At 72.3% G+C, this 16,703-nt stretch carries 11 protein-coding genes and 1 pseudogene; 8 read left to right on the top strand and 4 right to left on the bottom strand.

What is annotated here, in order from left to right; translation table 11 throughout:
- Positions 1-10: 10 nt before the first annotated feature.
- Together GPA02_RS15595 and GPA02_RS15590 are read right to left on the bottom strand one after the other, a co-directional pair.
- A complete protein-coding gene (locus GPA02_RS15595) occupies positions 11-2,518 on the bottom strand; it encodes a LuxR family transcriptional regulator (RefSeq protein ID WP_156201344.1) in 2,508 nt (835 codons plus the stop codon).
- A 284-nt stretch (positions 2,519-2,802) separates the two neighbouring features.
- Entirely contained in the window at positions 2,803-7,083 is a 4,281-nt protein-coding gene (locus GPA02_RS15590; RefSeq protein ID WP_156201342.1) for a DUF7927 domain-containing protein, read from the bottom strand.
- An 808-nt stretch (positions 7,084-7,891) separates the two neighbouring features.
- On the opposite strand from GPA02_RS15590, the pseudogene GPA02_RS19475 reads away from it, so the two are divergent.
- The 7 genes and pseudogenes from GPA02_RS19475 to GPA02_RS19360 all read left to right on the top strand — a co-directional run.
- Positions 7,892-8,422, top strand: a pseudogene (locus GPA02_RS19475) (DUF5979 domain-containing protein); the annotation flags it as partial.
- 447 nt (positions 8,423-8,869) lie between these two features.
- Positions 8,870-9,889, top strand: a complete 1,020-nt coding sequence (locus GPA02_RS15585) for an AAA family ATPase (RefSeq protein WP_156201398.1) — start codon at positions 8,870-8,872, stop codon at positions 9,887-9,889.
- Between the two features lie 32 nt (positions 9,890-9,921).
- Positions 9,922-10,809: a DUF58 domain-containing protein gene (locus GPA02_RS15580; RefSeq protein WP_156201340.1), complete on the top strand. Its 888-nt coding sequence runs from the start codon at positions 9,922-9,924 to the stop codon at positions 10,807-10,809.
- Positions 10,796-11,293 carry a DUF4381 family protein gene (locus GPA02_RS15575; RefSeq protein WP_156201338.1) on the top strand — a complete coding sequence of 166 codons (498 nt, stop codon included), beginning with the start codon at positions 10,796-10,798 and terminating at the stop codon, positions 11,291-11,293. The genes GPA02_RS15580 and GPA02_RS15575 overlap by 14 nt, the downstream gene beginning before the upstream one ends.
- Positions 11,287-12,324 carry a vWA domain-containing protein gene (locus GPA02_RS15570; RefSeq protein WP_204986646.1) on the top strand — a complete coding sequence of 346 codons (1,038 nt, stop codon included), beginning with the start codon at positions 11,287-11,289 and terminating at the stop codon, positions 12,322-12,324. Before GPA02_RS15575 ends, GPA02_RS15570 begins: the two co-directional genes overlap by 7 nt.
- A gap of 43 nt (positions 12,325-12,367) precedes the next feature.
- A complete protein-coding gene (locus GPA02_RS15565) occupies positions 12,368-13,444 on the top strand; it encodes a vWA domain-containing protein (RefSeq protein WP_156201334.1) in 1,077 nt (358 codons plus the stop codon).
- Positions 13,441-14,346, top strand: coding sequence for a hypothetical protein (locus tag GPA02_RS19360; RefSeq protein ID WP_156201332.1), 906 nt, complete (start codon positions 13,441-13,443; stop codon positions 14,344-14,346). Before GPA02_RS15565 ends, GPA02_RS19360 begins: the two co-directional genes overlap by 4 nt.
- Before the next feature lie 49 nt (positions 14,347-14,395).
- Here the strand turns inward: GPA02_RS19360 and GPA02_RS19355 are convergent, their stop codons facing one another.
- The gene (locus GPA02_RS19355) at positions 14,396-14,875 is read right to left on the bottom strand and encodes a hypothetical protein (protein WP_240134085.1); all 480 of its coding nucleotides are present in this window, start codon (positions 14,873-14,875) and stop codon (positions 14,396-14,398) included.
- A gap of 304 nt (positions 14,876-15,179) precedes the next feature.
- Here GPA02_RS19355 and GPA02_RS15550 point away from each other — a divergent pair, with 304 nt between their 5' ends.
- Entirely contained in the window at positions 15,180-15,653 is a 474-nt protein-coding gene (locus GPA02_RS15550) for a Rossmann-fold NAD(P)-binding domain-containing protein (protein WP_156201328.1), read from the top strand.
- A 7-nt stretch (positions 15,654-15,660) separates the two neighbouring features.
- Here the strand turns inward: GPA02_RS15550 and GPA02_RS15545 are convergent.
- On the bottom strand, positions 15,661-16,703 hold a 1,043-nt coding region (locus tag GPA02_RS15545; RefSeq protein ID WP_156201326.1), incomplete at its 5' end, for a dihydrolipoamide acetyltransferase family protein.

Here is a 16,703-nt window from a genome sequence, read left to right as displayed (position 1 = left end):
TCACCTCCGCTCAGAGTTCCACCGACGGCGCTGACTCATCGATCAGACCGAGCATCGTCGCCGCGCGCAGCGCTTCCTGGCGGGTGCTGGCACCCAGCTTGCGGTAGATGCTCTGCAGCTGGCTCTTCACCGTGTTCGGCGAGACGTGCAGCATGGCCGCGAGCGTGCGCGTCGTGTCGGTCTCCTGAAGTCCTCGCAGCACCACCAGCTCGCGATCCGAGAGCCGCGCCTGCAGGGACGACAGCCGCATGCGCTCCCTGGCCTCCTCGAGCCGGTCGAGCAGGGCACGCGACGGGGGGTCGAGCCGCAGTTGGCGGGCGCGCTCGATCAGCTGCGTCATCCGCTGGGCTCCCTGCCGGGCGAAGGGCAGCATCGCACCGGAGCGCGAGGCGATCGCCACGCCCCGGCCGAGCAGCAGGTCGGCGCGGTCGTCGTCGCCCAGCTCGTCGAAGACCAGGGCTGAGACGACAAGCATCCACGTCGGATAGTTCGACGCCCACGTCGACGACGAGGGCAGCATCGGCTCGACCAGCTCCGCGGCCGCCTCGGCCCGCCCGAGCGCCAGCAGCACCACGCACCTCACGAGCACGGACACCAGACCCGCCGCAGGACCACCCTCCTCCAGGACGGTCAGTGCCGCCTCCGCCTCACCGACCGCGACGAGCATCTCGGCACGGGTGTTGCGCAGAAGCGTGGCCTCGAAGGGGGAGAGCGGACGGCCGTCCAGCAGCGCGTCGATGACATCGAGGGAGCCCAGCCCGGCGGTCGCGGTGCCCGAGAGGAGGTGAGCCATGGCCTCGGCCTGCGCACGCAGGGCGAGCAGCGCCGCAGGATCCTCGTTGCCCGTGGCGACCGGCAGCCGAGCGAGCGCCTGCCATGCGCCCGCCACCTCGAGCTGGGCGATGAGCCTGGCGGCCTCGCCGAGGTCGCGCACGGCCGCGGCCGGGGTTCCCGGCGCCGGCGGGTGGTGCGGGCTCGTCGCCGCGTGCCGCTGCCCGAGATAGCCCTGCAGGAGGATGTCCAGCTCGGCGGCGAGCACCGTGGTCGCCGGGTCGCCCTCGGCGCCCAGTGCCTCCTGGGCCTGCGCGACCATGTCGCCGGCACGCGCGAGATCGCCCTCGCCCAGCGCCGTGAGCGCCGTCTGCATCCGGACCGTCGCCAGGACGTCCGGGATCGGGGTCGCGGGCAGGCGATCGTGCGCGCGTGCGTGCCAGGCATCGGCGCTGCGATGGTCGCCCGCCATGCGCGCCAGGGCCGCGAGCAGCGTGAGCCTGAGCGCGGCCGGCTCGGCATCGGGATCGGTCGCCTCGAGCAACGCCCGGCTGCGACGCCGGTCGACCTCGGGCACGCTTGCGCTGTGGCCGGTGTGGGTCACGTCGATCGTCGCTCGCACATAGGCGGTGACCAGCTCGGGAGCCGCCTGCCGGAGAACGGGCCGGAGGGTGGCCGTGACGACCTCGGCGGGCAGTCTGGCGAGATCGTTCCAGTGCGGCGCGAGGACCTCGAGCAGGTCGCTTCCGATGTCGTGCTCGGCCTCCACCGCGAGAGCCTCGGCGAGCTCGCCCTGGGTGGCGAGCCGCCGCACCAGGTCGACGACCGCCGTCCGGAGCTGCCGGGCGGGCATCTCGACCGCGAGCCGGCGCCGCAGACCGGTGCGGAGACTGGGGATGAGCCGTAGCCGCGCCTCGCCGGCCGGGCCGTCGAGGAGTGTGGCGAGTCCCGCCGACTCCAGGACCCGCGCCACCGCCGCGGGGCTCTCGGGGTCCCAGATCAGACCGAGCTGGGCGAGAGACGGCGCCTCCAGCAGCGTCGTCAGGAGCATCCGCCGCCACGCCTGTGCCGGGATGCTGCCCTCGGCGACCGCCGCCGCGGCGGCGGTCGCGAGCGCGTCGGTCGATGCCCGCAACACGTCGCCGTCGTAGCGGCCGCGTTCACTCGCCAGACCGATCACGGCCGAGACCCCGAGCGGGTAGCCACCGGTGTCGGCGAGCACGGCGTCGGCATCGGCGTCGGTGAGCGGTGCCTCGGCCAGCCGGGCGAGCGCCGCGATCTCCTCGCGCGTGAACACGAGATCTCGGGCGGTGATACGCGCGGCACGGTCGATCGTCCGGCCGAGGGAGGCGCGCAGCCCGACGACGTGGACCAGCCGGAGCCGTCGCTGTCGACGCCGCAGCTCGGCGAGCTCGCGCTCCAGGTCGGCCGACTCGCGGTCCGAGACGCGGACGGCGGCGACGACGGGCCCGGAGCCGCCCTCGAGCCGTTCCTGGAGCTCGGGCCACCCGGAGGCCTCGGTGAGCGACCAGCCCTCCATCCAGACGACCGGGACCCCCGTGTGCTGCTGCCAGCTCAGCAGCAGCGTCTCCTTCCCCGACCCGTACAGGCCGCTGACCACCAGGCCTCCGTTCGCGAGCGCGCTCGACACGCGCCGGAGCAGACGCGGCCGGTGCAGCAGCGGCAGCGACCCGGACGGGACACGCACTCGCAACGGCTCCGAGGCGCCGTCGGTGGGCAGGGGCACGAGGCGGTCCGACGATGGCACACGCCCCCTGTGCAGCCCCACGTCACGTCGCTCCCTTCGTGCGCTCGGGTGGCACGAGCTCACCGCGGCGACGCCCGGCCCCGCCGGGCGATCACGAGGCTCGTCGCTCCTCGTCAAGTCTCCCGCATCCGGCGGACCGGGACGCACCGACGCTCGGCGGACCGCCGACGTGCCCTCGGACCAGGGGCCGCATCCGACGGATCGGACGAGCCCCTGGCCCGAGGCCCCGCCGCCCGCTGGGGGACGAGCGGCAGGTCGAGGGGTCAGGCGGACCCGCGACCCCGTCGTCGTGAGACGGCCACGAGCACCGCGCCGCTCACGAGCACCAGGAGCGCAAGCGCCAGCGCGACGGCGACCTCGGGACGTACGCCCGTGTCCGGCAGGCCCGGTGCCGGGGGTGAGACGTCGTGCGAGGTGCACAGCGGGCTGTCGGGCACGCAGATCGGCTCCTCACCGGTGATCGCGACGACGTTGCCGAGGTGGCGGTCGCCCTGCTCGGCGTCGTCGAGCACGCGCACGGTGTAGGTGATCTCCGCTCGCTCACCCGGTGCGAGCTCGCCGACGATCCGGATCTCATCACCGGTCAGCCGAGCCGTCAGGCCCGCGGCCGAGGATGCGGGGCCGTCGGTCAGCTCGGCGTCATCGAGCACGTCCGCCAGGTGGTCGGTGACCTCGACCGTGGCAGGCGCCGAGGACTCGTCGGCCGAGACGTTGGTGAAGGTCAGCGTGTAGGTGACGCGCTGGCCGGGCTCCACCTCGGTCCCCGACTCGGGATCGGCCGACTTGACGACGTCGATCGCCGAGACGTGGTTGACGGTGCAGGTCGGCAACTCGTCCGGCTGCGGGTCGCACGTCTCCGGCGGCTCCTCACCGCTGGGGACCACGTGGTTGCCGAGCCGGTCGTCGCCGCGCTGCCCGTCCGGCAGCACGCGGACGACGTAGCCGACCTCGACCTGCTGACCGGGCTCGAGCGAGCCGGTGATCGTGATCCGGCCGTCGACGACGTCCGTGACCCCCAGTGCCGGGTCGGAGGGCTGCGGTGCCGAGACGATCTCGGCGTCGTCGAGCACGTCGAGGAGGACGTCGTCGTGCGCGACGCCGACCGGCGCCTGTCCCACGTTGGTGAACAGCAGGGTGTAGGTCAGCTCGGCACCGGCCTGCACCGTGGTGCCCGACGCCGGATCGACGTGCTTCGCGACCTGCAGCTCGCCGACCGGGTGCTCCACCGGCGGCGGCCCGTCGACCGGCGCGTCCGGCACCAGCACGTTGGTCAGCACGTTGTCGCCGCGCGCGCCGTCCGGGCCGACCGTCACCTCGTAGGTGATCACCGCCGTCCGGCCGGGCTCCAGCACGCCCACGATCCGGATCTGCTCGTCCCGCACCTCGGCCTCCACGCCCTCGGTGTCCGACGACGGACCATCGGTGACCGTCGCGTCGTCCAGCACCTCGGTGAGGTCGTCGGTGGAGTTGACCGACCCCGGGGCCAGCCCGGTGTTGGTGAACGTGAGCGTGTAGGTGATCGCGTCACCGGCGACGACCCCCGAGCCCGGCTCCGGGTCGGACGACTTGTCGTAGCCGATGTCCGGCAGCGGGACGGTCGCGGCGGCACAGTCCGCGGTGTCGTCGCTGCCCGTCTCGCACACGACGTTGTCCAGCAGGTTGTCGCCGGCGCTCGTCACCGTGACCGAGTATGTGATGGTCGCGACCTCGCCTGCCAGCAGCGGTCCGGACCAGGTGAGCTCGTCGCCGTCGACCACCGGGTCCTCGGCCACCGAGCCGGCCGAGGTCGTGATCGCGACGTCGCCGTTGTAGGTGGCGTCGTCCAGCACGCCCGACAGGTCGTCGGTGATCGACGCCGGGGTGTCGCCGTCGTAGTCGCCCGCGCCGATGTTGGTCACGGTGATCGTGTAGGTCACCGTGTCGCCGACGTCCACGCCCGCCGACGGGCTGGACTCCTTGTCGAGCACGAGCTCCCGGATCGGGTGCGTGGTGGCGCAGTCCTCGGCGCCGTCGGGGCAGTCGAGGACGTTGCCGAGCACGTGGTCGCCCTGCTCGTCGTAGTCGCGGACCTGCACCTGGTAGGTGACGGTCAGGCTCTCGCCGGCCGGCACGGTGCCCGTGACGAGGAGCTCCTCGCCCTGCAGCGTCGCCTCCAGCGGCGCGTCCACGACGAGCGAGCCGTCGACCAGGTCGGCGTCGTCGAGCACGCCGGACAGGTCGTCGCCGGTGTCCACGACCGCGTCCACCAGCCCGCTGTTGTCGAAGTGCAGCGTGTAGGTGACGACGTCGCCCGCGGTCACCGAGGTCCCGGAGGACGGGTCGGAGCTCTTGGACTGCTGCAGCGCGGCGCCGGGCACCACGACGTCGCTGCACAGCGCCCCCGGGTCGAGCGCGAGGCTCGCCGGCAGGCAGGCGACGTTGACCAGCTCGTGGTCACCGGTGCTCGCGTCATAGGCGACCTGGTAGGTGATCTCGGCGGTCTCACCGGCCGCGAGCGCGCCCGTCCAGGCGATCTGCTCCGCTGCGGCGTCGAGAACGGCCGTACCGGTCGTCGCCGTGAGCGACCCCTCGACCACCGCGCCGTCGTCGAGCACGCCGGACAGGTCGTCGACGACCGGGTCGTCCCCCACGGTGGTGGCGCCGGGACCGGCGTTGGCGATCGTCACGGTGTAGGTGACGACGCCGCCGTCGCCGGGCAGCTCGGTGACGTCGGAGATCTTGTCGATGCTCAGCCGCGGCAGCTCGAGCAGCGTGCTGGCGCACGCCTCACCGGTCACCGGGTCACGACCGTCCGCGTCGGCGGGGTCGCACTCGGGCACATCGGTCGGGGGCGTGCCCGGCGGCGGCGGATCCAGCGGTGCCCACGCGACGTTGCGGGCCACGCCGTCGCCACCCGCGGTCAGCGTGACGGTGTAGCTGATCTCGACCGACTCACCGGCTCCGAGCGGACCCTGCCAGCGCAGGAAGGACGGCTCCACGAAGCTCGGGTCGTCCCCGACGTCCGCGGTGGCGTCGTCGTTGTAGGTGCCGTCGTCGAGCACACCGCTCAGGTCGTCGAAGACCACGGCCGGCTCGTCGGCGGTGAAGTCGTTCTCGCCCGTGTTGGTCGCCGTCACGGTGTAGGTGACGGTGTCGCCGACGCGGGTCTGCCCGGTCGCGTCCGAGGTCTTCTCGATCTGCAGGCAGGAGCCGGGCAGCGCGAGCTGCTGGGCGACGTCGACCGGGCTGAACGTCCAGTTGTCGATCGCGACCTGGTTGCCCCACGGGTTGCCGCCGGTCGAGGCCCACCCGTGCACGCCGCCTGTGCTGTCCACACCGGCCGTGCCGTCGGTCTGCGGTGTGGTGCTCGTCTTGCCCGCCGTCGGCACCTGGGTGTCGTCCCAGTACAGCGTCGCGGTGCCGGGCGAGTTGCCCACGAGCTGAGTGATCTGCAGGCCGCCGGCGAGTCCCTCGACGTCGCCGAGCACGAAGTGCACCTCATCGGTGCGGTCGATCGCGACCTCCACGGCGACGTCCTCGCAGACGTCGACCGCCGCACCCGTCCCGTCCAAGCCGTCCCAGGCGTAGGACTGCGCGCCGGAGGCACCGCTGAGCGGCACGATGCGATCCCGCTCGCCGTCGAAGTCGCCATCCCCATCGACGTCGATCCGCAGCTCGTAGCTGCCGGTGAACCCGGCGAGGTCGTAGCTGAAGGTGCCCTCGCGGCTCGCGCCACCGGCTGCGGTGAAGGTCAGCCCCTCGATCTCGGGCGTCACCACGTCCGGGACGATCCACATCTCGCCGTCGGCGGAGGGTGCGGAGCCCGGCAGATCGGCAGCCGGTGGCTCGAAGAACATCCGGTACCGGTCGCCGCACGCGTCACCGGCCGCCGGGTAGGCGGAGGAGTTCGAGCTCATCGCCGTCGAGCGGTAGAGGCTGTCGCAGGTGCCCGGGTCCACGACGCCGAACGGGTCGACCCGCAGCCCCCAGCCGCCGCCGACGAAGCCGTTGGCCGAGATCTCGTACTGGGCGCCGTACTGAGAGACGGCCCAGAACGTCAGGTCGTAAGGGGGCTGCGGGCCCTGCAGGTCGTAGGCGAGATAGGTGTCGACCCAGACCCGGCCCGGCAGCGCTGTGCCCGCATCGACGACATCGATCTGCCAGTCGAAGCGACTGTTCGAGGCCGGGCTGAGGTAGGCCCCCTCCTCGACGTTGGTCAGCGGGGTCTCGACGATCGTCCAGACGCCCGGCGCGCCGGTCAGGCCGGTCTCCTCGCAGGCTGTGCCGCTGCCGGCGCCCGCAGGGATCTCGCACTGCCACAGCTCGGCGCCCGCCGCATCGGCAACCGTGAACCGCACGTTCGACCCGCCGGAGGTCTGGTGGTTGCGGCTCTTGACGAACGACACGTCGAGCGCCTCGCCCGCTCCGACGTAGGCGAAGAACGTGTTGCCGCCGACCGACAGCGTCTGATCGGGGTTGACCGTCGCGCCCGCGGGCTGCGGGCCGGACACCCCGCCGAACAGCGCCGCGACGAGCGTGACGACCATCAGGGTCGCGACCCGCATCAGGCTGCCGCGACCGGACGGCGCACGACCACTGTGGATGTTCCTCGGGTCCGCGACCGGCGGGCCCGCGACCCGACCGTTCCCCTGGCGCGACCTGTTCAGCACACTGCTCTCCCTCGATGAGCTTCGACTTGCGCGCGCACTTCACGACGGTTCGACAGGTGTCCCCCGGGCACTTCCCCGACACACACCCCAACCACGGGTGCCCACGGCGAACAGTTCTAATGGCGCGCGTCGTCACCAGGCCCGCGGCGTGGGCGTTTACGTACCCGCTTCATCCTGCGTTCGCCCTGCCCTCACCCCACCACCGCCCCGCGATCTTGGGCGCGAGGTCATGCGCTGGGAGCAACCACTCCCCCCAGCCCATGACGTCCCGCGGTGGCCACGCAGCCGCCGAGAGATCGCCCCTCAAGGATTGTCGTGGGCTAGATCACATGACATTTCGACAGTTCTCGATAGGCAGAAGATCACACTCAGTGCCGCCAACGGCTGGACGTACAGCAGCCCCGACATCTTCGAGGGCTCGACCGTCACGCTGTCCGAGGTCGACGCCTGGCCGGAGACCGTCACCCAGTCGGCGACGCTCACCGGTCCGGACGGGGAGCCCATCGAGGCGAACGGGGACGGCTCCTACATGTTCACCGCCCCCATGCCGACCGTGCGCTCGGCTACGTTCTGACCAACACCGGCAACCTGTCCACGCAAGCGCTGCAGGCGCAGAAGGACCTGACCAACCCCGATGGTGTGAGCCTCCCGGAGAGCACGACCTTCACGGTCACCGCGACCTGGCCCGACACCCCGGAGGCGAGTGCGAGCGGGGCTGGGCATCGAGGCCGGCTCCGACACCGTCGAGGTCGTCGCCGGTGGAGACCCCACCGTCGTGACCGCTCCGGCGGGCGCCGAGGTGACACTCAGCGAGGCCCCGGTAGAGATCGAGGGCGGCACCTGGGCACAGCCGGTCTTCGAGCCGGGCAACACCTTCACGGTGGGCCGGGATGAGGATGTCGCGATCACCCTGACGAGTCTGATCACGCTCGATGTCGGCGCGTTCTCGGTGACGAAGGTCCTCGACGGCACGGGCGCATCGCTCCTGCCCGAGGACACCGAGCTCACGGTCCGCTACTCCTATCCCGCCGGCATCGGCTTCGAGGGCGGCGAGGGTGACCTGACCGTCGTCGACGGCGAGACGGCGACGAGCCCGCCGCTGCCCTACGGGGCCGTCGTGATGCTGACCGAGCAGGCGCCCGCCGCCGTGGACGACGCCACCTGGTCGGAGCCGAGCTTCAGCAAGAGCACGGTCACCATCGGCGACGGCACCACGGTCGAGGTGACGCTGACCAACACGCTCACCGACGACCGCGAGACCGACCCGAGCCCCACCACGACGGCGCCACCATCGGCTCCGGCCCTCCCCGAGGGCGGGACCACGATGGCGCTCCTCCTCGTCCCGGCGATGCTCCTGATCGCCGCGGGCCCGACGCCGCTGGCCAGGCGGCGGCGTCAAGCACAGGGCGGCTCACAGGCCGACTCTGTGGCTGTGCCGGGCAACCTCCCCCAAAGGGTGCCCGGCACAGTGGCGTCCACAGGAGCCCGGGCGCGCCGCCGCTCACCGGGTAGCGCCGCCGCTCATGGGGTGAGTGGATCCCGCCATGGGCACCGCTGCCCCGCCGCGACCGGCGGGACGCGGAGGTTGGTGAGGCATAATCGCGGGGTCTCGAAGCCTGGCGCACGCCGAGTTCGACGTGCCCCGCATCCGCACCGACATCCAGCAATCGAGTGGGAGCCCATGTCCACGACCACCTCGAGCCTGGCGCCGCAGACCTCGCCGATCTCCTACGACGACTCCCGGCGCGCCACCGAGCTGCTCTCCCAGATCGCCCGCGTCTTCGACCAGCGCATCGTCGGTCAGCAGGCCCTGCGGACCGCGCTCGTCAGCTCGCTGCTCGCGGGCGGCCACGTGCTGCTGGAGTCGGTGCCCGGCCTCGCCAAGACGACCGCGGCGCAGACCCTCGCCTCGGCGATCGGCGGCTCGTTCCACCGCATTCAGTGCACCCCGGACCTGATGCCGAACGACATCGTCGGCACGCAGATCTACAACCAGGCCACGGGTGAGTTCACCACCCAGCTCGGCCCGGTGCACGCGAACCTCGTGCTGCTCGACGAGATCAACCGGTCCAGCGCCAAGACGCAGTCGGCGATGCTCGAGGCGATGCAGGAGAAGCAGACCTCCATCGGCGGCGAGATGTACCCGCTGCCGCGGCCGTTCATGGTGCTCGCGACCCAGAACCCCATCGAGGAGGAGGGCACCTACGTGCTGCCCGAGGCCCAGATGGACCGGTTCCTCATGAAGGAGGTGCTCACCTACCCCGCCCCGGACGAGGAGGTGGACATCCTCGAGCGGATCAACAACGGGTCGATGACCGCGCCGCTGACGGCCGAGCCGATCTCGATCGCCGACGTCGAGTTCCTGCAGCAGCTGGTCCAGAAGGTCTACGTCGACACCTCGATCAAGCAGTACATCGTCGCGATCATCAACACGACCCGCGGCGGCGGTCCGCGCCCGCTGCCGAACCTCAGCCAGCACGTGCGCGTCGGTGCCTCGCCGCGTGGCGGCATCGCGCTGATGCGGATCGCGCAGGCGCTGGCGGTGCAGTCGGGCCGCTCCTACGTCGTACCCGACGACGTCAAGGCGCTGCGGCACTCGGTGCTGCGCCACCGCATCGTGCGCACCTACGACGCCCTCGCCAACAACGTCGCGCCCGAGGCGCTCGTCGACGCCGTGTTCGCGGCGGTCCCGAGCCCCTGACCGACCCGACTCCCGCAGGAGGCCGCACACCCGTGGCATCGACCTCTCGTCTGGCCAAGGTCCGGGCACGCCTGGACCTGCCGACGGTCCGGCGCGCCTCGGGCCTCCTGGAAGGTCGGCACCGCTCGATCTACTCCGGCCACGGCCAGGACTTCGACGAGATGGCGCTCTACCAGATCGGTGACGACGTCTCCGACATCGACTGGAAGGCGACCGCCTCCACCGGGCACCCGGTGATCCGCCGGTTCGTGCGCGACTCCAACCTCGCGATGGTGCTCGCCGTCGACACCGGTCGGAACATGGCGGCGACGGCGCCCGACGGCAGCAGGAAGTCCGACCTCGCGCTGTTCGCGGCCGAGGTGATCTGCTACCTCGCGCGCAACCGCGGCGACACCGTCGCGCTCGTCGCCGGCGACGACGAGCGGATCGTGCAGATCCCCGCCCGCGGCGGCAGCTCCCACATGGAGATGCTGCTGCGCCGCGCCGAGGCGATGTTCGACCTCGAGGCGCCGCGCAGCGACCTCAACCGGGTGTTCGACCGCATCCTCACCTGGTTCACGCGCCGCTCGCTCGTCGTCGTCATCACCGACGAGGCACGGCCCGAGCCCGTCCACGAGATGGCGCTCAAGCGGCTGCGCACCCGGCACGAGGTCATGGTCGTGCAGATCGGCGACCGGCTGCCGACCGACGATCCGAACGAGGTGATCGACGACGTCGACACCCCGTTGGACATCCCCGAGTTCCTGCGCTCGCGCAAGGACCTCGTCGAGGAGGCCACCGAGTACGCGCTGCGCCGCCGGGGCGACGCCGCCGCGCTGCTGCGCCGGCGCGGCGTCGAGGCCGTCACCGCCGACAGCGAGGACCAGCTCATCGACGCGATGATCGACATCCTGAGGAGGCAGAAGCGTGTCCACCGCTGACCTGCCGACCCTCCCGGTGTGGGCCGTCGAGGTCCACGACCCGGTGCCGCCGGCCGCCTACTCGGTGTGGGTGCCGATCGTGGGCGTCGGCCTGCTCGTCGCGATCGCGGCCTGGCTGTGGTGGGTGCTCTGGTACACCCGCAAGCGCCCGTACGAGGAGAAGGGCGGCCGCCGCGATCGGTTCGCCGACCTGCGCGCCGCGACCCTCGCCGACATCGCCCGCGCCGAGGAGCGCTACCGCGAGGGCGTCTCCGACCTGCGCACGCTGCACCTGGACCTCAACCACATCATGCGCGAGTTCGCCAACGGCCGGCTCCGCATGGACACCAGCTCGCTGACGGTCGGTGAGCTCGCCCGGCTCGAGGGCACCGACCGCCTCACCGCGCTGCTCAGCGACTACGAGGAGCCGGCGTTCGCGATCGACTCCGACGCCGAGGCGCTGGCCGCCACGACCAACGCCCGGGCGGTGGTCGAGCAGTGGTGAACCACTACATGCACGGGTGGGCGCTGTGGGTGGTCCTCGCCGTGGTCCTCGTGCTCGGTGTGATCGGGTGGTTCGCCCGCCGCCCGCGCACCCGGCCCCAGGACGTCACCTGGGTGGCGAACGCCTCCTACCTGCCGACGCTGCCCTCGTTCCGCACGCGGCTGTCGCGCTACCGGCTGCTGCTCGCCGTCGTCGGGGTGATCCTGCTCGGCACCACGGTCGCGACCGGGTTCCTCGCCTCCCGCCCGGTGGAGCGCCAGGTCCGCAGCGAGGAGCTCGCGACCCGCGACATCGTGCTCTGCCTCGACGTGTCCGGCTCGATGCTGGAGTTCGACACCGAGGTGGTCGACCGCTTCCTCGAGCTGCTGCCGTCCTTCCAGGGCGAGCGGATCGCGCTGTCGATCTGGAACTCGACGTCGCGGACCGTGTTCCCGCTCACCGACGACTACCAGCTGGTCGAGGAGGAGCTGCGCTACGCCGCCGACGTGCTCGACTTCGACGTCGACTCGCTCAGCGACTGGTCCTTCGACCCCGGCCACTACGACCGGCTGCTCGACTACCTGACCGGCACCACCGGGATGGGCGACAACGAGTCCTCGCTCGTCGGCGACGGCCTCGCGACGTGCGCCCTGATGTTCGACGAGCAGGACAGCGAGCGGTCCCGCTCGATCATCCTCGCGACCGACAACCAGGTGCTCGGCAACCCCGTGTACTCGCTGCCCGAGGCCGGCCAGCTCGTCGCCGACCGCGGCATCGACCTGTTCGGCATCTACGCGGGCGCGGTGACGTCCTCCTCGGCCGCCGAGGAGAAGGAGTACCGCGACGTCGTCGAGTCCCACGACGGGCTGTTCTTCAACGCCGAGGACCCGGACCTGGTCTCGCAGGTCGTCGACCAGATCACCGCCCAGCAGGCCGTCGACCTGGACGCCGACGTCGACGTCGTCATCACCGACCGCCCGGAGCGCTACTTCGCCTGGCTGGTGGTCGCGCTCGCGACCTACCTCGTGGCGGTGTGGAGGTTGCGCACATGACCTGCCGCACCACCGCACCCCCGACCGACGGCGAGGTGCCCCGATGACGCTCCGCATGCTGTGGCCCGTGTGGGCCCTGGCGGCCGTGCTGGTGCCGCTGCTCGCGCTGTGCGCGTGGCGGCTGCGCACCTCCCACGGCGAGCGCCGCCTCGACTGGGCGCGCCGCACCGCGATGGTGGCGTGCGTCGCCGTCATCGGGCTCTGCCCCGCGATCCCGAGCACCGAGCAGGACGGGCTGGTCTCCAACGCCGAGCTGTACTTCGTCGTCGACCGCACTGGCTCGATGGCGGCCGAGGACTACAACGGCAGCGAGCCACGGCTGCACGGGGTCTCCCACGACATGGTCGCGCTCACGCAGGCGCTGCCGGGCTCGCGCTACGCGATCATCTCGTTCGACTCCCAGGCGACACGACAGCTGCCGCTGACCACCGACGCGCGCGCGGTGCGGTCCTGGGCGGACACGCTGCGTCAGGAGATCACCGCCTACTCCGCCGGCTCCTCGGTGGACCGGCCGCTGGACCAGCTGCGCGAGACCCTCACGGCCGCGGCCGAGCGCAACCCCTCCAACGTGCGGCTCGTGTTCTTCTTCTCCGACGGCGAGAACACCAACGGCTCCGGCTCCGACGCCTCGGACGGCTTCGAGTCCTTCGCCGACCTCGCCCCGTTGGTCGACGGCGGCGCGGTCCTCGGCTACGGCACCGCCGAGGGCGGCCGGATGCGCAGCTACGACGGCACCAGCAGCACCGGCTACGGCACCGACGCGCCGTACATCACCGACGACACCGGTGCCGACGCGATCTCCCGGATCGACGAGACGACGCTGCGCACGATCGCCGACCAGATGGGCGTGCAGTACACCCACCGCATCGCGCCCAGCGAGGTCACCTCGCTGGTCGACGACATCGACCTGCAGGCGCTCGCCGAGGACGGCCGGCGCGACCTCACGACCTACACCGACGTGTACTGGCCCGCGGCCGTGCTGCTCGCGATGCTGCTCGCGTGGGAGGCGTGGGACCTCTCGCGCGAGGTGCCCAAGCGCCGCCGCGGCGGCGCCGGCGTCGCGGTGCAGCAGCGTGACACGCAGCGCGCTGAGGCCTTGGCCGGAAGGGGAAGCCGATGACGCTGGACGTCCTCCCACCCCCGGGTGAGTTCAGGACCACCGAGGAGATCCGCGACGCACGCTTCGCCGAGGAGCTCGCGGCACGTCGCCGCCGGCTGCTGCTGTGGTCCGCGCCGCTGATGCTGATCGCCTTCCTGGCGGCGCTCAAGCTGCTCTCGGCCGTCGCGCTCAACATGGCGGGGTCCTCGGCGTACGAGCACGCGAACCACAACACCGCCGCCGAGCGGTTCGAGGCGCTCGAGGTGTTCAACGTCGTCGAGCCCTGGAAGGCGCACTTCAACCAGGGCACCGCGATCTACGCGAGCGGCCAGTTCTTCCAGGCCACCCAGCAGCTCGAGGTCGCGCTCGACCTCGTGCCGAGGTCGCCGCAGGGCGAGCCGCCCGGCAAGGACGAGTGCGACGTGCGGACCAACTACTCGCTCGCGCTGGAGGGGCTGGGCGACGAGTCCCGCGCCGCCGGCGACCCTGCGATGGCCGCCGACTACTACCAGCAGGCCCAGACCATGCTCGCCAACTGCGGCGAGAGCGGCGGCAACGGCGGCGAGGAGGCCCAGGAGGCCGAGGAGCGCCAGCAGGAGAGCCAGGAGCAGGCCGAGCAGGAGCAGCAGCAGCAGGAGCAGGAGCAGCAGGGCGAGGACGGCGGCGAGGGCGAGAGCGAGGAGCCGACCGACGGCGAGTCCTCCGGCGAGAGCGAGTCCCCGACCGACGGCGAGAGCAGCGGCGACGGGGGCGAGAGCGAGTCCCCGAGCGATGACAGCAGCGGCGGCGAGAGCGAGTCGCCGACCGAGTCGCTCGACCCGCAGCAGGAGGAGCTGCAGTCCCGCAACGAGGAGGCCCAGCAGTCGGCCGACGCGGAGGAGCAGGCCTCCGGCGGCGGCAACGGCTCCGGGCAGAACTGGTAGCGCACGGCTCCGCCCGAGCGGCCGGCGGCCCGGCCGGGGTCGGGGCCGCTCAGCCGTGCAGCGTCGCGAGCGCGGCGTCGACGGCGGCGACCTTGAGGTCGGCGTCGGCGACGTCGGGGAACATCACCGTGCAGTCGGCGAGACCGCCGATCGCGACCACGGCACGGACCTGCGCGGCGAGGTCGGCGTCGGCGCCGACCAGCAGTGCGATGACGCGCCGGCGCCACTCGACCACGCGGGCCGCGAGGTCGAGGTAGCCGAGGGTCGCCGGGTCGCTGACGACGAGCCGCGTGACCGCGCGGTGCTCCATCGACATGTCGACGTACGCCTCGAGGAGCCGGCCCGGCGCACGATCCGCATCGACGCCGAGAAGCTCGCCGACCGCAGTGTCGAGGTGCTCCGCGGCCATCTCACCCGGATCCTGCACGAGCGCACCGCCGGGGTGGAGTACCGCTTCGGCGACAGCATCGCCGCGCTCGCGGAGGACGCGACCGGCGTCGACGTGACCTTCGCCGGCGGCGACCGCCATCGCTTCGACCTGGTGGTCGGGGCCGACGGGCTCCGGTCGGGCGTGCGGCGCCTGGTGTTGGGCGAGCAGCCGCTGCACTTCCTCCACGGCTACGTCGCGGTGCTCGGCGTCCCGGCCGAGATGACCGAGCCCGGGACCGCCCGCGTCCACACGGCCCCCGGGATCGCCTGCTACCCCGTGCGCGAGAGCGACGAGGGCCGGGCCGTCGTCGTCGTCCACCGCGAGGAGGTGGCCGACTCGACCACCGCGACGTCGACGCCCAGAGGCGTTCCTGCGCACGGCGCTGGCCGGCGCCGGGTGGGAGGTGCCGCGACTGCTCGAGCACCTCGACGACGTCGAGGACCTCTACCTCGACTCGATCAGCCAGGTGCGGATGCCGACCTGGAGCCGCGGCCGGGTCACGCTCGTCGGCGACGCCGGCTTCTCACCGGGTGCCGCCGTCGGCGGCGGCACGACCCTCGCGGTCGTGAGCGCCTACGTGCTCGCGGGCGAGCTCGCGGCCGCCGGCGGCGACCACACGGTCGCGTTCGGCGCCTACGAGCGGCGGATCCGCCCGATGGTCGAGGCCTCCTGGCGCGCCGGTCAGGGCGCGACCACGACGCTCGTGCCCCGCACCGAGCGCCAGGTCGCGACGCGTGCACGGCTGAGCGCGCTGGTGCCCCGGCTGCCCCGGACGCTGCGCAGGGCGCTGCTCTCGATCGGCGACGGGCACGCCAAGGCGTTCAACGCGATCACGCTCCAGCCGTACCGGCCCACCCACCTGCCGGAGCACGGCTGAGCGGCGCTCAGCCCCAGACGAGCCCGCGCGCCGGGTCGTTGAGCGTCGCCGCGACGTCCTGCAGCACCCGGGAGCCGAGCTCGCCGTCGACCAGCCGGTGGTCGAAGCTGAGCGCCAGCCGGGTCACCCAGCGGGCGCGGACCTTGCCCTTGTGCACCCACGGCCGCTTGGTGATCGCCCCGACGGCGAGGATCGCCGACTCCCCCGGGTTGAGGATCGGCGTGCCGGTGTCGATGCCGAACGTGCCGATGTTCGTGATCGTCACGGTGCCGCCGGTCATCTCCGAGGGCTGCGTCTTGCCCTCGCGGGCACGCGCCGTGAGCTCGTTGAGCTGCACCGCGAGGTCGTGCAGCCCCAGCCGGTGCGCGTCCTTGATGTTCGGCACGACCAGACCTCGCGGCGTCGCGGCCGCGATGCCGAGGTTGATGTAGTGCTTGTAGACGATCTCCTGCGTGTCGTCGTCCCAGGCCGCGCTGATCTCGGGGTGGCGCCGGATCGCGAGGATCAGCGCCTTGGCCACGATCAGCGTGGGCGTCACCTTGACGTCGGCGAACTCCCGGTCGGTGCGCAGCTTCTTGATGAGCTTCATCGTCTTGGTGACGTCGGTCGCCGTGATGACGGTGACGTGCGGCGCGGTGAAGGCGCTCGCGACCATCGCCTCGGCGGTGCGTCGGCGCACGCTGCGCACCGGCACCCGGGTGGTGCGGCCATCGGCGGAGACGGTGCCGCCGTCGAGCCAGGGGCGGTCGTCGCCGGGGTAGACGACCAGCCGCTCCGGCTGCGCGGACTCCACGGCCGCCTGCACGTCCTCGCGGGTGATGATGCCGCCGGGGCCGGTGCCCTTGAGCCGGTCGAGGTCGACCCCGAGGTCCTTGGCGAGCTTGCGCACCGGGGGCTTGGCGAGCACCGCGGAGGAGTTCGACGTCGCCGCCGCGGGGGTGGCCGGCGTGCTCGCGACGGGCGCGGGCCGGGGCTCCGGAGCGGGTGCCGGCTGCTGGGCGGGCGGCGCGGGCTGCGGGGCGGGCTCGGGCTCGGCGGCCGGCCGGGAGG

This window comes from Actinotalea caeni, assembly GCF_009733795.1.
Lineage (GTDB): Bacteria > Actinomycetota > Actinomycetes > Actinomycetales > Beutenbergiaceae > Pseudactinotalea > Pseudactinotalea caeni.
Note: the sequence above shows the minus strand (reverse complement) of the source record. Positions and strands in the feature narration are given on the sequence as shown.